The sequence below is a fragment of the Pseudomonas anatoliensis genome (assembly GCF_017976235.1).
GTDB classification, from domain to species: Bacteria; Pseudomonadota; Gammaproteobacteria; order Pseudomonadales; family Pseudomonadaceae; genus Aquipseudomonas; species Aquipseudomonas anatoliensis.
Genome location: NZ_JACVHC010000003.1, coordinates 458,435 through 474,751 on the forward strand (window position 1 = coordinate 458,435; position 16,317 = coordinate 474,751).

At 60.1% G+C, this 16,317-nt stretch carries 17 protein-coding genes and 1 pseudogene; 9 read left to right on the plus strand and 9 right to left on the minus strand.

Annotated elements, in window-relative coordinates; translation table 11 throughout:
• The first annotated feature begins 27 nt into the window (after window positions 1-27).
• On the plus strand, window positions 28-678 hold the full coding sequence (locus ICA16_RS11615; protein ID WP_150616821.1) for a DedA family protein: 651 nt from the start codon (window positions 28-30) through the stop codon (window positions 676-678).
• Window positions 679-708: 30 nt separating this feature from the next.
• Here ICA16_RS11615 and ICA16_RS28435 read toward each other — a convergent pair.
• Window positions 709-869, minus strand: a pseudogene (locus tag ICA16_RS28435) (sterol desaturase family protein); the annotation flags it as partial.
• A 96-nt stretch (window positions 870-965) separates the two neighbouring features.
• Between ICA16_RS28435 and elbB the strand changes: the two are divergent.
• The gene (gene elbB / locus ICA16_RS11620; RefSeq protein WP_042561688.1) at window positions 966-1,634 is read left to right on the plus strand and encodes an isoprenoid biosynthesis glyoxalase ElbB; all 669 of its coding nucleotides are present in this window, start codon (window positions 966-968) and stop codon (window positions 1,632-1,634) included.
• Between the two features lie 142 nt (window positions 1,635-1,776).
• On the opposite strand, the gene ICA16_RS11625 is transcribed toward elbB, so the two are convergent.
• Both ICA16_RS11625 and ICA16_RS11630 read right to left on the minus strand, forming a co-directional pair.
• Window positions 1,777-2,232 carry a YaiI/YqxD family protein gene (locus tag ICA16_RS11625; protein WP_150604779.1) on the minus strand — a complete coding sequence of 152 codons (456 nt, stop codon included), beginning with the start codon at window positions 2,230-2,232 and terminating at the stop codon, window positions 1,777-1,779.
• 135 nt (window positions 2,233-2,367) lie between these two features.
• Entirely contained in the window at window positions 2,368-4,266 is a 1,899-nt protein-coding gene (locus tag ICA16_RS11630) for an FTR1 family protein (RefSeq protein ID WP_210553404.1), read from the minus strand.
• Window positions 4,267-4,433: 167 nt separating this feature from the next.
• On the opposite strand from ICA16_RS11630, the gene ICA16_RS11635 reads away from it, so the two are divergent.
• The 5 genes from ICA16_RS11635 to ICA16_RS11655 all read left to right on the plus strand — a co-directional run bounded on the left by ICA16_RS11635 (window position 4,434) and on the right by ICA16_RS11655 (window position 9,166).
• Complete coding sequence (locus tag ICA16_RS11635; RefSeq protein WP_150604781.1) at window positions 4,434-5,807, plus strand: COG3014 family protein; 1,374 nt, start codon at window positions 4,434-4,436, stop codon at window positions 5,805-5,807.
• A gap of 203 nt (window positions 5,808-6,010) precedes the next feature.
• The gene (locus ICA16_RS11640) at window positions 6,011-7,405 is read left to right on the plus strand and encodes a COG3014 family protein (RefSeq protein ID WP_150616824.1); all 1,395 of its coding nucleotides are present in this window, start codon (window positions 6,011-6,013) and stop codon (window positions 7,403-7,405) included.
• A 15-nt stretch (window positions 7,406-7,420) separates the two neighbouring features.
• A complete protein-coding gene (locus ICA16_RS11645) occupies window positions 7,421-7,795 on the plus strand; it encodes a YcfL family putative periplasmic lipoprotein (protein ID WP_042561692.1) in 375 nt (124 codons plus the stop codon).
• A gap of 36 nt (window positions 7,796-7,831) precedes the next feature.
• Complete coding sequence (gene lpoB / locus ICA16_RS11650; RefSeq protein ID WP_007911129.1) at window positions 7,832-8,419, plus strand: penicillin-binding protein activator LpoB; 588 nt, start codon at window positions 7,832-7,834, stop codon at window positions 8,417-8,419.
• Window positions 8,420-8,422: 3 nt separating this feature from the next.
• On the plus strand, window positions 8,423-9,166 hold the full coding sequence (locus tag ICA16_RS11655; protein ID WP_150616825.1) for a penicillin-binding protein activator LpoB: 744 nt from the start codon (window positions 8,423-8,425) through the stop codon (window positions 9,164-9,166).
• A gap of 114 nt (window positions 9,167-9,280) precedes the next feature.
• Here ICA16_RS11655 and rhtB read toward each other — a convergent pair whose 3' ends face one another.
• The 3 genes from rhtB to ICA16_RS11670 form a co-directional block, all read right to left on the minus strand.
• Window positions 9,281-9,913, minus strand: coding sequence for a homoserine/homoserine lactone efflux protein (gene rhtB, locus ICA16_RS11660; RefSeq protein ID WP_150604785.1), 633 nt, complete (start codon window positions 9,911-9,913; stop codon window positions 9,281-9,283).
• Window positions 9,914-10,038: 125 nt separating this feature from the next.
• Window positions 10,039-10,620: a mechanosensitive ion channel family protein gene (locus ICA16_RS11665; protein WP_150593492.1), complete on the minus strand. Its 582-nt coding sequence runs from the start codon at window positions 10,618-10,620 to the stop codon at window positions 10,039-10,041.
• Window positions 10,620-12,530 (minus strand): ATP-binding cassette domain-containing protein, encoded by a 1,911-nt coding sequence (locus ICA16_RS11670; RefSeq protein ID WP_150616827.1) that lies wholly within the window; start codon window positions 12,528-12,530, stop codon window positions 10,620-10,622. The genes ICA16_RS11665 and ICA16_RS11670 overlap by 1 nt, the downstream gene beginning before the upstream one ends.
• Window positions 12,531-12,580: 50 nt before the next feature.
• Between ICA16_RS11670 and ICA16_RS11675 the strand changes: the two genes are divergently transcribed.
• A complete protein-coding gene (locus ICA16_RS11675) occupies window positions 12,581-13,042 on the plus strand; it encodes a TIGR02444 family protein (protein ID WP_150616828.1) in 462 nt (153 codons plus the stop codon).
• Here the strand turns inward: ICA16_RS11675 and ICA16_RS11680 are convergent.
• Window positions 13,039-14,196, minus strand: a complete 1,158-nt coding sequence (locus ICA16_RS11680; RefSeq protein ID WP_210700653.1) for an AlgP family protein — start codon at window positions 14,194-14,196, stop codon at window positions 13,039-13,041. The two genes, ICA16_RS11675 and ICA16_RS11680, sit on opposite strands and share 4 nt — an antisense overlap.
• Before the next feature lie 192 nt (window positions 14,197-14,388).
• Between ICA16_RS11680 and ICA16_RS11685 the strand changes: the two genes are divergently transcribed.
• Window positions 14,389-15,054: an FKBP-type peptidyl-prolyl cis-trans isomerase gene (locus ICA16_RS11685; protein WP_150604789.1), complete on the plus strand. Its 666-nt coding sequence runs from the start codon at window positions 14,389-14,391 to the stop codon at window positions 15,052-15,054.
• Between the two features lie 57 nt (window positions 15,055-15,111).
• Here ICA16_RS11685 and ICA16_RS11690 read toward each other — a convergent pair whose 3' ends face one another.
• Together ICA16_RS11690 and ICA16_RS11695 are read right to left on the minus strand one after the other, a co-directional pair.
• Window positions 15,112-15,570 carry an Rsd/AlgQ family anti-sigma factor gene (locus ICA16_RS11690; RefSeq protein WP_042561701.1) on the minus strand — a complete coding sequence of 153 codons (459 nt, stop codon included), beginning with the start codon at window positions 15,568-15,570 and terminating at the stop codon, window positions 15,112-15,114.
• 183 nt (window positions 15,571-15,753) lie between these two features.
• Window positions 15,754-16,305, minus strand: a complete 552-nt coding sequence (locus ICA16_RS11695) for a disulfide bond formation protein B (RefSeq protein ID WP_210553399.1) — start codon at window positions 16,303-16,305, stop codon at window positions 15,754-15,756.
• Window positions 16,306-16,317: the final 12 nt, after the last annotated feature.

Sequence of the window (16,317 nt, forward strand, 5' to 3'; positions counted from 1 at the left end):
CGCGTTCATTTCGCCAGCACCCAGACAATGCTCCAACAATTTCTGCATGACTTTGGCTACTTCGCCCTGTTTCTCGGGACGTTCTTCGAAGGCGAAACCATTCTGGTGCTCGCGGGTTTTCTCGCGTTCCGTGGTTACATGGACATCAATCTGGTGGTGGTCGTGGCGTTCTGCGGCAGCTATGCCGGTGATCAGCTGTGGTACTTCCTGGGGCGCAAGCACGGGCGCAAATTGCTCGCGCGCAAACCGCGCTGGCAATTGATGGGCGACCGGGCGCTGGAGCACATTCGTAAGCATCCTGACATCTGGGTCCTGAGCTTCCGCTTCGTTTATGGCTTGCGCACGGTGATGCCGGTGGCGATCGGCCTGTCGGGGTATCCGCCGGGGCGTTATCTGTTGCTGAACGGCATCGGCGCAGCCATCTGGGCCACCGCGCTGGCGGCTGCGGCTTACCATTTCGGCGCAGTGCTGGAAGGTATGCTCGGCAGCATCAAGAAATACGAACTGTGGGTCCTCGGCGCCCTGCTGGTATTGGGCGTTGGCCTGTGGCTGCGTCGCCGCTTCAAGAATGCGCGTCTGGCGAAGAAAATCTACGCCGACGAGCAAGCTGCGAAAGCCGCGCAGTTGCAGCAAGCCGAACTGGCCAATCCCGCCGAACCCAAGACACCAGCCGAGTAACTCGCTGGCGGGCGGCGCTCGCCATCCCACACTGCGCACAGCAGTGTGGTCCCCCGAAATCATCAGTTCATCGTCGCCCTCTTCCTGGCACGAGTCGAACAGTCGCCCCAAATAATGAACACCCCGCCGTCGTTGCGATCCATGTAGAGAGCGCTCCGTGCATGCTGTGTCCGATGATTGGACGGCGTGAGTCCTGAGACTGACCGTAGGGGTCGCCACCCATAAACCCTATGGCAACGCGCGATAAATTAGTGGACATTTAGCGCTATGAATCTGGAGAGAAAACCATGAGCAAAAAAGTTGCAGTGATCCTGTCCGGCAGTGGCGTTTACGACGGCGCCGAGATCCATGAAAGCGTCATTACCCTGCTGCGCCTCGATCAACGCGGCGCGCAGGTGCAGTGTTTCGCCCCGAACATCTCGCAATTGCATGTGATCAATCACCTGACTGGCGAAGAAATGCCCGAGTCGCGCAACGTGCTGGTGGAATCGGCGCGCATTGCTCGCGGCAACATCAAGGACATCCGCGAAGCCGACGTCGAAGACTTCGATGCGCTGATCGTGCCCGGCGGTTTTGGCGCGGCGAAGAACCTCTCGAACTTCGCCATCGAAGGCGCTGGCTGCACCGTGCAGCCAGACGTGCTGGCCTTGGCCGAAGCGTTTGCCGAAGCGGGCAAACCGGTGGGGCTGATCTGCATCTCGCCGGCACTCGCGGCGAAAATCTACGGCCCGGGCGTAACCTGCACCATCGGCAACGATGCCGACACCGCCACGGCGATGAACAAGATGGGCGCGACCCACGAAGACTGCGCCGTGACCGACATCATCGAAGACAAGGCGCGCAAACTGGTGACAACCCCGGCGTATATGCTGGCGCAGAACATCAGCGAAGCGGCTTCGGGGATCAACAAACTGGTCGACCGTGTGCTCGAATTGACTCACGAGAACGACGCCTGACCCGGTCTTGCTGCCAAGCTTTTGTGGCGAGGGGATTTATCCCCGATGGGCTGCGAAGCGGCCCTGTTTTTTTACTGAAACGCCGGGGCCTGCTGCGCAGTCCATCGGGGATAAATCCCCTCACCACAGGATCCGCGTTGAATCACGGTTTGCGAGTAAGGCGAGTCAGGATGCGGTCCAGCGCATTGGCAAACGCCTGTTTCTCGCGGTCACCGAATGGCGCAGGGCCGCCGCTCATCTGGCCCTGTTCGCGCAGATCGGTGAACAGGTTGCGTACTGCCAACCGGTCACCCATGTTCTTCTCGTCGAACTCCTTGCCACGCGGATCCAGCGCTGCCACGCCCTTCTTCACTAGCCGATCGGCCAGCGGAATATCGCTGCAAATCACCAGTTCACCGGGCACCGCGTGCTCGACCAGATAATCGTCCGCCGCATCCGGGCCGCTCGGCACCACGATCAACTTGACGATGGCCAGCCCCGGCTTGATCTGCGGCTGCCCGGCCACCAGCACCACTTCGTACTGTCGCTTGAGGGCAAACTTCACCACCAGATCCTTCGCCGCCCGCGGACAGGCGTCGGCATCGATCCATACACGCATTTTGTTTACCTCTTAAAAGCAAAAGATCGCAGCCTTCGGCAGCGCCTACAGGGTTTTCGGTGGTCACAAACAGTGTGATCACCTCAATCCCCTGTAGGAGCTGCCGCAGGCTGCGATCTTTTCAGGATCACACAATCAAGCAGCAGAAACCCGCTTCTTCTCCGCCACCCAACTACGCCCATACAACACAACAATCGCCAGAATCGCCACTGCCTGCGCCGCCAGCGAATACGCGTCGGCGTGAATCCCCAGCCAATCGAAATCGAAGAACGGCACTGGCCGTGTGCCGAAGATCCCGGCTTCTTGCAGCGCCTTGACGCCATGCCCGGCAAACACCACCGACAGCGCACACAGCAGCGCCGCGTTGATGCTGAAGAACAGCGTCAGCGGCAGTTTCGCCGAACCGCGCAAGATCACCCATGCAAGCCCGACCAGCAGCACCAGCGCAGTCGCGCCGCCGGCCAACACGGCGTTGTGCCCGGCAGGACCGGCCTGCAACCAGAGGGTTTCGTAGAACAGGATCACTTCGAACAGCTCGCGGTACACCGAGAAGAACGCCAGTATCGCGAAGCCGAAACGCCCGCCGCCGCCAACCAGACTGCTTTTGATGTAATCCTGCCAGGCGGCGGCGTGCCGACGGTCGTGCATCCACACGCCCAGCCACAGCACCATCACGCTGGCGAACAGCGCCGTGGCGCCTTCGAGCAATTCGCGCTGCGAGCCGCTGACGTCGATCACGTACGCCGCCAGCGCCCAGGTGGCGAGGCCGGCCAGCAACGCCAGGCCCCAACCGACGTTGACGCTGCGCACGGCCGACTGCTGGCCGGTGTTGCGCAGGAACGCGAGGATCGCTGCCAGCACCAGAATCGCTTCAAGACCTTCACGCAGCAAAATAAGCAGGCCGGAGATGTAGCTCAACGACCAGCTCAAACCATCGCTGCCGAGCAACCCGGCGGACTCTTTCAGCTTCGCCTTGGCCGCATCCAGACGCTGCTCGGCTTGGGCAACCGGCAGGCCATCCTGCAACGACTGCCGATAGGCCATCAGGGATTTTTCGGTGTCCTTGCGTACGTTGGCGTCGACGTTATCCAGCGAACTCTCGACCAGCTCGAACCCTTCCAGGTACGCCGCCACCGACAGGTCGTAGGCCTGATCGTGCTCACCCGCGCGGTAGGCCGCGAGGCTCTTGTCCAGCGTCGCAGCGGTGTAGTCGAGCAACTGCGCGGGGCCACGTTTGACCTGCGGCGGCTGCGCACGCTGGGCGCGGAAGGTCGCGGCGGCTTGCGCGCCTTCGGCGGCCTGCACTTCCGTCGGTGTCTGGCGCGCCAGATCTGCGATGTTGTAACTCTTTTCGGATTTGGCCGCCGCTGCATCGGCACTGAACCCAGCGATGTAAGTGGCCAGATCCCAACGCTGGCGATCATCGAGCTGATCGGCAAACGCCGGCATGTCGGTGCCTTCGACGCCTTGGCCGAGAGTGCTGTAGATCGCGTACAGGCTCAGGTGATCCATGCGCACCGCATCACGCAGATTGGCGGGCGCAGGCGTCAGTCCGACACCTGCCGGGCCGTCACCGGCGCCTGTGTCGCCGTGGCACACCGAGCAATTCTGCGCATAGAGCGGCGCACCACGGATCGGGTCCGGGGTGATGATCGGCGCCTGGCTCACTTCATACGCCACCGCCAGTTTTGCACCCAGTTGCCGTGCCTGACGGGCCACTTCGGCGCCGTCCTGCTTGGCACTGATGGCTGCATGCAACGCAGCGACGCCCTGCTCCAGCGCAGCTTTTCCGGGCTTGGCCGGCAGGTTGGCGATCAAGCCTTGCAGCGCTTGGGTGAATTCCAGCTGTTCGCGGTATTCGGAGTCATCCATGACTTTGCCCGCGGCTACCGTTGGCGGGTAGTCAGCGCTGATGTAATCAAGCAGGTGCAGCGCTTGCGGCGCGCCTTCCACGGTATCGGCCAGCAGGTTGGAGCTGCTCAGGGCGAACAACGGGAACACCAGCCAGGCCAGGAATCGGGACGAGGCAGTCATGAATGAGTCTCAAATGGTAATACGAAGTTACATATTGTTCACTTCGAAACCGATTCACTCAAGCTTTCTCGCAGATTTGCGCGGCGCCAACCTCTGCTCAACGCCAACACTCATCCCTATAATGCCGGCGCGCTACGCCCTTTGAGCTCAAGGAAGAACCGCTGCCCATGCGTCGATATCTGCTGTCTTCAGTGCTACTAATCGCCGTCCTGCACCTGAGTGGATGCGCCGCTTACCGCAATTACGATCAGGAAATGCAGCAGACCAATGACCAGTTGATGCGCGGCAACTTTCAGGGCGCGCTGGATCTGCTGAATTGGAACAACCCGTGGGAAGACAAGGATCTGCTCTATTACTTCGAAAAAGGCGCGATTTTCAGCTTCGCCAACGTGCTGCCGCAGAGCCAGACCGCTTGGCGCAGCGCCGACCAAATGGTCTTCCAGCGCGAAGAGGCCGTCCCCTCCGGCGCCAGCAAGCTGCTCAACCGGTTCGCCTATGAAATGGGCACCATGCTGGTCAACGACAAGCTGAGTCGCTACGAAGGCTACGACTACGAAAAAGTCATGCTGACCACGCAGATGGCTCTCAACCAACTGGCCGAGAGTGATTTCGACGGCGCCCGGGCCGACATCAAAAAAACCCACGAACGTGAAGCGCTGATTGCCCGCCAGCGAGAACGCCAATACGAAGAACTCGAAGCGCAGGCCGGCGCTCAGGGCATCAAGGTGCAATACAAGGATCTGCAAGGTTATCCGGTCACCACGCTGGATGCCCCGGCGGTGATCGAATTGAAAAACGGCTACCAGAGCGCGTTCAGCCACTATCTGGCCGGTTTCACCTATGAAGCACTGGGCGAACGGGACCTGGCCGCCCCGGGCTATCGGCAGGCGATCGAATTGCGCCCGGACCTGGCTTTTCTCCAGCAGGCGCTGCGCAATCTCGACAAGTCGCCCGCCAAAGCGGATGAAAGTGATGTCCTGATCGTCGTCCAGACGGGCCTGGCACCGGCCCGCAGTTCGGTGAGCGTGCCGATCCCGGTACGGCTGAATGAAAACCTGGTGATCGTCGCACCGATCTCCCTGCCGATTATGGTGCCGGACACCGTTACACCCGCGTTCGACCACATCGTGGTGGATGGCCGAAAACGCCCCCTGACCGTCGTCAACAGTGTCACCGACATGGCGTTTCGTACGTTGCGCGATGACATGCCGGCGATCATTTCCCGGGCGATGTTTCGCGCGAACATGGCCGCGATATCCCAGGCTCAGGAAAACGAACGCAATCCGGCCAAAGCCTCGCTGGTGGTCACCCAGCACGATCCTTTCGAAGAGGCCGACACCCGAACCTGGCGCACGTTGCCGGACAAGACACTGGTCGCACGAGTCCGTCTGAAAAAGGGCGAGCATCTGTTCAGCGCCCCGAATGTCCCGGGAGCGCCGCCGCTCGCCTGGCGTATCGACCGCGATCACCAGTTGGTCTACCTGCGTGCGCTGGGCGACATCGCCAACCTTGTCGGTAACGGGTATGTGCCAACCAAGTAATGGCACGTAACTATTCCGCGCAATTAAAAAGCTATTACATAGCCATCACTGCGCGCCTATAATGCCGCGCCCTCGCTAAGGCGAAACGGCATAAAAGCTCCTCTTGTTATGAGGAATTGGCAGGAGGCCAGTGCCACTGTCGATCGGTCCCACCAGCCCGACCCGCACACGAGGCTGTCGTTACTCATGGAAGAAGTACCCCCATGGCATTCCGCGCTCCCACTCTGATCGCGCTCAGCGCCGTCACTCTGCTGTCCGGCTGTTCGGCGTTTCGCAACTACGATTCCGAACTGGCACAGACCAACCAGCAACTGGCTTCCGGCAATGTCGATGCCGCGCTGACCCTGCTGGAAAAGAACAACACCAGCCCCGACAAAGACCTGCTCTATTACTTCGAGAAAGGTGAGTTGCTGCGCGCCAAGGGCGATCTGTCGGGCAGCCAGAATGCCTGGACCAGCGCTGACAAGGTCGTCGGTCAGTGGGAAGATTCGGTCAAGCTCGACACCGGCAAATACCTCGCCCAGTTCGGCAGCTTCGTGGTCAACGACAAGGTTCGCCGCTACGAAGGCTACGACTATGAAAAAGTCATGCTGACCACGCAGATGGCCCTGAACCTGCTGGCGGTCAACGACTTCGATGGCGCGCGCACCGCGATCAAACGCACTCACGAGCGCGAAGCAGTGATCGCCGACCTGCGTGACAAGGAATACCTCAAAAGCGAGGAAGAGGCCGAGAAAGAAGGCGTCAAGACTCAGTACAAGGATCTGCAAGGCTATCCGGTCGCCAGCCTCGACGCACCGGAAGTGGTCAGCCTGAAAAACAGCTACCAGAGCGCGTTCAGCCATTATCTGGCCGGTTTCGTTTACGAAGCCCTGGGTGAAAAAGACCTGGCTGCACCGGGCTACCGCAAGGCTGTCGAACTGCGCCCGAACACGCCGCTGCTGGAACAGGCACTGGTCAACCTCGACAAGCCGAGCAAGAGCGATGACAGCGACATCCTGATCGTGGTGCAAAGCGGTCTGGCGCCAGCACGCGATTCGATCCGCGTGCCACTGCCGTTGCCGATTTCCAACAACGTGGTGATCACTCCGCTGTCGTTCCCGATCATCAAGGCCGACACCTCCACCGCGCCGTTCGCGCAGATCGGTGTCGATGGCCAGCAAGTCAACCTGACTGCCCTCAACAGCACCACCGCCATGTCCCGTCGCGCCCTGCGTGATGACATGCCAGGCATCATCCTGCGCACCACCGTGCGCGCGATCACCAAAGGTGTCGCGCAGAAGCAGATCAACGAAACCAACCCACTGGCCGGTCTGGCGGTAGGTATTTCTTCAGCCGTGCTCGAAGGTGCCGATACCCGTACGTGGCGCACCCTGCCGGACAACACCCAAGTGGTGCGTCTGCGCTTGAAGAAAGGTGAACACCAAGTCACTCTGCCGAGCGCCGTGGGCGGGTCGGTGGTCAAGGTCACCGTCGATCAGCGTTATCAGGTGATCAGCCTGCGCGCCGTAGGCAATCAGGTATTCGCTGGCGGTATCGCCGCCCACGTGATCCCGAGCGCCAGTGCGACCAACGTCGCCAGCCTCAAACAACCTTAAGAACGGAGTCTTTGCATGCGCTTCAAACTCATCGCCGTCGCCGCCCTCGCCTTGCTGGCCAGCGGCTGCGCCACCCCGCCACCTCCTGAGCCGGGCAGCGCCGCGAGCAAAGTCGTGGCCATGGGCCCGCAGAAACACATCGTCGTCGGCGCCATGCGCGTCGCCCGCGAAAACGGCTTCATGACCGTCAACGTGCAGTTGAGCAACACCCTCAACAGCAACAAGATTTTCTACTACCGCTTCGCCTGGCTCGGCGCGGAAGGTTTCCCGGTTGCTGAAGAAGAAGTCTGGAAAAGCCAAATGATGTACGGCGCCCAGACCAGCTTCATTCAGGCGATCGCCCCTACGCCTAAAGCCGTGGACTTCCGTCTGGAAATCAAGACGCCTTAAGCCCGCCACCCTATTCCTGTTTTAGAGAGCACTGACATGTTTGTACGCTTTTCCTGCATCGCCGTTATCGCCCTGCTGGCCTCCGGTTGCGCCAACACCTCGCCGACCTTGGGCAGCAAGAACATCAGCTACGGCGACACCAAGGCTGTTGAAACCGTCACCAACGAGTTCGGTTCGACCGACCTGCAAATGATCGCCGAGTCGATGACCCGCTCGCTGGCTCAGTCCGGCATTCTGCAGGGCCGTCCGGTGGTTCAGGTCTACGACGTGAAGAACAAGACCAGCGAGTACATCGATACCCGCGAAATCACCACCAGCATCAAGACTCAGTTGATGAAGACCGGCGTTGCCCGCTTCGCCAGCGACAACAACGCGATGCAGAGCCAGGTTGACCAGCTCAAGCTGCAAAACCAGAGCGGCCTGTACAAGAAGAGCACCGTGGCCAAGACCGGCAACATGGTGGCTGCCAAGTACCGCATCGAAGGCTCGATCAGCTCGATCGTCAAGCGCAGCAGCGATTACAAGGACGTCTTCTACAAATTCAGCCTGCAATTGATCGACGTTGAAAGCGGTCTGGCCGAGTGGATGGACGAAAAAGAGATCCGCAAAACCACGGAGCGTTAATCGATGCGCACATGGATTGGCATCATGGCCCTGGCTTGCGCGTTTGGCGCGCAAGCGGCCCCGAAAGTCGCGGTGACGGATCTGGCGTATCAGGAACGTGTGGAGCAATACATCCACATCGTTTCGGCGCAGAGCAATTATCGTGAGGGTTATTACAGTGCCAGTGGCTCTTCGAGCTATAACGAGATCGAAGCCACCACCAGCTACATCGAACAGGGCGAACTGCGCAAATTCACCGGCGACATCAAGGGTGAAATCCTGCGTACCGGCATGTTCCAGCTGGTGCAGGGCACGCCGTACACCGCATCGTCCAAGGGTGACGTCTACGACGTGATCAAGCGGATCAAGGCCGGCAACTTCAAGGGCGCCGACTACGTGCTGTTCGGCACCGTGTCGGACATCGACTTCACCCAGGACATGAACGAGCTGGCGCACACCGACAGCTATTCGGCAGTACTGGGCCTGACGTTGGTGGCGGATTTCAGCCTGATCAACACCAAGACCTTCGAAATCACTTCGGCCTTCACGGCGATGGGTGAAGCGCAGGACACCAAACTGGTGAACGGCCGCGACATCAAGATCTCGCTGAACCGCCCACGGGTGGTGCGCGAGGTATCGAAGGCGCTGGGCGAGGACGTGGCCGGGCAACTGAGCCAACAACTCGGTGGTGGCGGTTACGAGCAGCCGCGCGAGCCGCAGCAGCGCAACAATCTGCCGCGCGATACGGCGCCAGTAATTTTGCGCTGAGTATGGTCTGAGGGCTCTTGTGGAGAGGGGATTTATCCCCTCTCCACAGGTAAGTGCGACACAGAGCAATAAAAAAGGCGACCTCGTGGGGTCGCCTTTTTTGTGTCTGGCGGTTTAGACCGCCGCTTTGCGCAACGTCGCCATGAACGCTGCCGCGCCAATGAATAACCCGGCAAACGTGCGGTTCATGCGTTTCTGCTGCTTGGGCGTGCGCAATGCTCGCAGAACCTTGGACGCCAGACCGGTGTAGCCGGCCATGACAATCAGGTCGACAAACACCATCGTCGCGCCGATCACCAGATACTGGATCAGCAGCGGCGCGTGGGGATTGATGAACTGCGGCAGCACCGCCAGCATGAAGATCAAGGCCTTGGGGTTACTCATGTTGACCAGGAAACCACGGAAGATCAGAACCAACGGCTTGCCAATCGGGCGAATGGCCGCGTCATCGCTCATGTCGCTGGGCAGTGCGCGCCATTGCTTGATCCCGAGGTAGACGAGATAGGCGACGCCGAACCATTTGATGGCATAGAAGGCGGTAGCGGAAGCCGCGAGGATCGCGCCGACACCGGCGCCGACAATCGCGATTTGCAGGGCCAGCCCCAATTGCAAACCCAGCGCGTTCCAGTAACCACGCCAGAACCCGTATTGCAGACCGCTGGACATCGACGCAATGGCGCCAGCGCCCGGAGAAAGACTGATCAACCAGCAGGCGGCAAAAAATGCCAGCCATGTTTCAAGCTCCATCGCACACCTCGACTTTGACTCGTGACAGACGTCTAAGCTAATGCGACTTGGCGCCGCTGACTATCGATTTTTTGTAGGAAAAGGGGACTACAGAAAACCCAAAACAAAGGATCCTGCTTTAAACGCTACTTCTCGAATCCGCTCGAAGGAAACACATCAGTCCCCCGCCAACGTCGTACCGAACGCTGGAAGAACAGGCTGTTCGGCACCTGCACCATCGCGCTACCGGTGCCCAATTCCTCAGCCTCGATCAACGTGGTGTAGAGCAGATTGATCGCCACCACCCGGCCTTTGACCCCAGGCTTGTCGGTGGTGTCGACCAGTTCGACCACATCGCCCAACCGAAACGGGCCAACGGTGAAAATCAGAATCGCGCAGAGCAGGTTCGACAGCACGCTCCACATGGCGAAAAACGCCACCGCCGCCACCGCGACGAAACCCGACAGCGCCGTCCACAACACAGTGGCCGACACGCCGAGGCGCTGCAGTACAAAGATCACCGCGCTGCCCATGATCAGCCAGCGCAGCACACCACGCAGCGGCATCAGCAGTTGCGGCGGAAACGGATAGCGTTCGCCCAGACGGGTCAGACATTTGGCCACAAAGCGCTGGGCCAGATAACCGGCCAGCAGGATCAGCAGAATCTGCACGCCGAGCCAGATCGGCTCGACCCACATCGCCGGCAGCGGCAGCTTGAACGCTTCCATCAGGACAGCGCCTCCAACTCCGCTTGCATGCTTTCCAGCGTCTCCAGCGCTTCCATCCACGCCTCTTCCAGCTCGCCTTCGCGCACTTTCAATTTCGCTTGCTCGGCCAGCAGATCACGCAATTCGTTCTTGCGCGCCGGCTCGTAGATGTCGCTGTCGCCGAGGCTGGCGTCAACCTTGGCCAGTTTCTCGTGAAGCTTGCCCAATTCGGCTTCGAGCTTGTCGGCCTCACGCTTGTGCGGCGCCAGTTGCTGACGCAACGCAGCAGCAGCCTGACGCTGAGCCTTCTTGTCGGTTTTGTCCGGGTTGACCGGGGTGTTACTGACCGGCGCATTGCGCTGACGGTATTCCACCAGCCAACGAGCATAGTCTTCGAGGTCGCCATCGAACTCTTCTACTTTGCCATCGGCAACCAGATAGAAGTTGTCGGTGGTGCTCTTGAGCAAGTGCCGATCGTGAGACACCACCAGAACCGCGCCGCTGAATTCCTGCAACGCCATGGTCAGCGCCAGGCGCATTTCCAGGTCGAGGTGGTTGGTCGGTTCGTCGAGCAGCAAGAGGTTCGGCCGCTCCCAGGCGATCAATGCCAGGGCCAGACGCGCCTTTTCGCCACCGGAGAAATTCAGCACAGGCTCATCAAGCCGCGCCCCACGGAAGTCGAAACCGCCGAGGAAGTCGCGCAACGCTTGTTCACGCTCGGTCGGCGCCAGACGCTGCAAGTGCAGCAACGGGCTGGCCTTGGCGTCCAGAGAGTCGAGTTGATGCTGGGCGAAGTAACCGACCACGGTGTTCTCGCCACGGGTCAGTCGCCCGGACAGCGGTTCGAGCTCGCCGGCGAGGTTTTTGATCAGTGTCGATTTACCCGCGCCGTTAGGGCCGAGCAAACCGATGCGCGCGCCAGGGGTCAGTTGCAGCTTGACCTTCTCCAGCACGGTTCGGTCGCCGTAGCCCAGGTTCGCATCGGACAGATCGATCAGCGTGCTGGAGATCTTGCTCGACTCGCGGAACACGAAATCGAACGGCGAATCGACGTGGGCCGCCGACAGCTCTTCCATGCGCTCCAGCGCCTTGATTCGGCTCTGCGCCTGACGGGCCTTGGTCGCCTGCGCCTTGAAGCGGGCGATGTAGCTTTCCATGTGCGCACGCTGCGCCTGCTGTTTCTCGTAGGCTTGTTGCTGTTGGGCCAGACGCTCGGCACGGGCACGTTCGAACGCGGTGTAGCCGCCGCGATACAGGGTGATTTTGCGCTGATCGACATGGGCGACGTGATCGACGACTTCGTCGAGGAAATCGCGGTCGTGGGAAATCAGCAGCAAGGTGCCGGCGTAACTTTTCAGCCAGTCTTCAAGCCAGATGATGGCGTCGAGGTCCAAGTGGTTGGTCGGTTCATCGAGCAACAACAGATCCGACGGGCACATCAATGCCTGCGCCAGGTTCAGACGCATCCGCCAGCCACCGGAGAAATCTCCGACCTGCCGATCCATCTGTTCGTTGGTGAACCCCAGACCGGCCAGCAACTTGCGGGCACGGGCGTCGGCGGTGTAGCCGTCGGCGCTGTCGAGTTCGACGTGCAGACGCGCCAGGGCTACGCCGTCGTGCGCTTCCTCGGCCACGGCGAGGTCACGTTGCACCTCGCGTAGACGCAGGTCGCCATCGAGCACATAGTCGACCGCAAGGCGTTCGAGCGTGTCGACCTCTTGGCGCATGTGTGCGATCCGCCAGTCGGCCGGCAGCAGGCAATCGCCCGAGTCCGGGTGCAATTCGCCGCGCAGCAAGGCAAACAGGCTGGATTTGCCGGCGCCGTTGGCACCGATGAGGCCAGCTTTGTGGCCGGCGTGCAGGGTCAGCTCGGCGTCTTCTAGCAGACGTTGCGGGCCACGCTGTAAAGTCAGGTTCTGAAGTCGGATCATAATGGCGGCGGAGTCTACCAGCTTCGCTCACAACTAGCGCGAGTAGCACGATGTCCTCTGACCTGTGGAGCTTTGCCCTTGCCACCTACGCCCGTCCGGGCGTGGAAGACGCATGCCTGCAACTGCAAACGGCGGGGGTCAATGTGTGCCTGTTGCTGTGCGGTTTGTGGCTGGAGCAACGCGGCGCGAGCTGTGATGAACAGCGTGCGGGGCAGCTTCAGGCGCTGACCGGGCCTTGGGACATCGAGGTTGTGCAGCCGCTGCGAACCCTGCGCATGCAATGGAAAGCGCGGGCTTTGGATGATGTGGTGTTGAAGGGTATACGCGAACAAGTCAAAGCGCTGGAGCTGGAAGCCGAGCGCACATTGCTGTCGCGGCTGGAGGGTATTGCTCAGTTGTGGGGGCGAAACGGAGCGGGATCAGTTGGCTGGCTGGAAGCGCTGGCTGGCTCGGCGGCCAACCTGAACCGCGACGCGCTGCAAGTGCTGCGCGTCGCGGCGATCAGCACTTAGGAAGCGCTGGTCGGGTTGCTGCTGATGCTCGACGCAGCGGCTGGCGATGGCGCAGTCGAAGTGGTCGAGGTAGTGGCGGCGGCAGGTGCAGTTGGCGCAGCCGGGGTTGCCGGTGCGGCAGGCTTGGCAGCTTGCGCGGTAGCCGGTTTGGCAGCGGCTGGCTTGGCGGCCACTGGTTTTTTCGCGGCAGGCTTAGCGGCAGGTTTTGCCGCTGGCTTGGCTGCAGGCTTGGCTGCGGCAGTTGCCGGCTTGGCGGCGGCGGCTGGCTTCGCGGCTGACTTGGCTGCCGGTTTGGCGGCGGCTTTCACTGCTGGTTTCGCAGCTGGCTTGGCGGCCGGTTTTGCAGCAACTTTCGCCGCTGGTTTTGCTGCTGGTTTAGCAGCAACAGGTTTGGCGGTCGATTTGGCTGCAGGTTTCGCAGCGGCAGTTTTAGCGGCAGGTTTCACTGCAGTCCGGGCCGCAGGTTTTGCCGCCGCGGTTTTCGCTGGAGCAGCTTTGGCCGCGGCTGATTTGGCAGCAGCAGTTTTGCGTGCGGCTGGTTTGGCAGCGGTGGTTTTAGTTGCCGGTTTCGCAGCGCTCGCCGCAGCAGCCGGTTTTTTCACCGCAGGTTTTGCAGCAGCTTTTACAGGTGCTTTGGCAGCCGGTTTCGCGGCAGCTTTCGCAGCGGGTTTGGCAGCAGCGGTTTTCGCCGGTGCCTTGGCAACAGCAGGTTTCGCTGCGGCTTTCTTCGCCGGTGCCGATGCAGGTTTAGCGGCACGGGAGGTCAACACTTTGCCCACGGCTTCTTGCACGCGACCAACACCCTGGGCCAGTTTCAGGCTTTCCTGAGCATCGCGCTTGAGTTGCAGAATGTAGCTGCGGGTATCGGACTGGCGATCCTTCAAGGCATCGAGCAGCTCTTCCAGTTCTTTCACTGCGCCTTTGGCTTTGGTCTGTGCCTTGGCTTTACCGGCGGCAGCTGCGTCCTGCAATTTGGTGCGGGACTTGTGCAGTTTTTCTTGCGCCTTGCCACGTTGCTTTTCAAGTTTGGCGAGCAGTTTTTCAGCATCAGCCAAGGCTTGCGAGCAAGCGTTTTCCAAATGCTCGAGCAAGCTGCCCGAGAGTTGTTGGAGTAAGTGCAACGGAGTATTTACAGGCTTCTTGGTGGCCGACATGGTTTACCTCCTGGCTGACGTGAGTGCGGCTCATACTAGACCTCTGCTGCTACCGCCGCTAGGTCATCTTGACAGTATCAATTGCGTTGCGTTGCACCGGGTTGAAAATGTTCTGCCCGCAGTCAAAAGCAGTTCACCGTTGCAGACGTTCGCGCTGGCATAATCCACCGCATCTCAGGACGGAGAGTGCCCATGTCGCGCTACCTTTTTTTATCCCTCTGCATGATTTTTTCCAGCGCCCACGCCGACGAAAAAACCACCGCGAACGACGCTCATGATCTGGCCTATAGCCTGGGTGCCAGCCTCGGTGAACGGCTACGCCAGGAAGTCCCGCAATTGCAGATTCAGGCACTGATTGATGGCTTGCAGCAGGCTTATCAAGGCAAGCCGCTGGCTCTGAGCGAAGCGCGGATCGAACAGATTCTGGCCGATCACGAATCGCAAAATGCCGAACACAACGCGCAGCCTTCGAGCGAGGCCGCGATGGAAAACGAACAACGTTTCCTCACTGCGGAAAAAGCCAAACCGGGAGTAAAGGAACTGGCCGACGGCATCCTGCTTACCGAGCTTGCACCTGGCACGGGCACCAAGGCCGGGCCCGATGGAAAAGTGCAGGTGCTGTATATCGGTCGCTTGCCGGACGGCACCGTGTTCGATCAGAACAGTCAGCCGCAGTGGTTCAACCTCGACAGCGTGATTGCCGGTTGGCGCACCGCACTGCAAAACATGCCGGTGGGAGCGAAATGGCGACTGGTGATTCCATCGGATCAGGCTTATGGCGCCGACGGTGCCGGGGACTTGATCGCGCCATTCACGCCGCTGGTATTTGAAGTTGAATTGCGCGGCGCGACGAGTTGATCAGGCATAAAAAAACGGTGCGCTTGAGGCGCACCGTTTTTTGTTGAGCAAAGCCAATCAGGCCTGAACTGAATCTTCTTCCTTGTGCGCCGTATGCAGCACTTCAATCAGGCAATCTTCGAGTTCGAAGCGCTCGTGAAGCAGGCCGCCGAGCTCTTTGAATTTCTCGACAACGCATTTGCCTTCATCGCAAAGATCGTTGAACGCGAGAAGCTTTTCGGTGATGACGTCGATGCGCGGGTAGATCGTCTCGGCGAGTTCCAGTCCACGCTTGTCGTTGAAGGCCTTGGCTTCGCCCGTCAGCTGTTCATAGATTTCGAAGTGCCCCGCCGATACGTAATCAACCAGCACGCCGCAGAATTCCTGCAAGGGCTTGCGACTCTCAGACAGGGTCTGAGGCTCCGCGCCGAGATTATCGTAGGCATCGATCAGCTCCTTGCGTTCCTGGAGCCAGCGGTCGATCAGCAGATGAACTCCACCCCAACGTTCCTGAGCATTCTGACAACTTTCGAGCATGGCGATCTCTCTTCCCTTGTGGGTCATGCTGCTCTACACCCGCGTCCCGCTTTAGGTTTTGGCATGGGGGACGGTCGGGCAGAGTGTCATCGAGCAACATAAATCCAATGACACGTGCGGGCCAGATTATGCCCGCACGCCTATGGCTTCAAGGTACGCAGGAGATAAAGTTCATACAAGTGTTTAATCCCGCAGCAGCTCATGGTGCGACGCTTCGCCGCTGAGCGGTCGCTGTAGAGCACTCCAGCCCATTCTCAACAATTGATACACGGCAAGAATCGACACCGCGACAAAGAACAACAGGCTCCACTCCGGGATAGTCAGGTCAAACAATGTCCAGGAGATTTGCGCGCAGTCATTGCCGCCGTTAAACATCTTTTGCAACGCACAGATCCACGACTTTCCGCTGAACAGCGCCTCCGAGGTCGGCGCACAATGGATCAGTTGCAGCACCGGATCACTCTGGATCAAGATCTGCCGCCAGGCCGCCGTGATACCGCCCAGACTCGCGCCCAGTGCAGACAACCAGTAAAGCCACAGGCCGACACGCTTGGGGCCATGTACCGACGCCAGACCACAGCAAACACACAGTAACGTGAGGAACAGCCGCTGCACCAGGCACAAGCTGCACGGCGTCAGACCCACCGCGTATTCAAGATAATAGGAAGCTCCCAGAGCAAAGGCACTCGCAGTGAAAGCCATGAAGAACAAGGAGCGTGAGCAGGCCAACGACATGGCTTTTCCGTA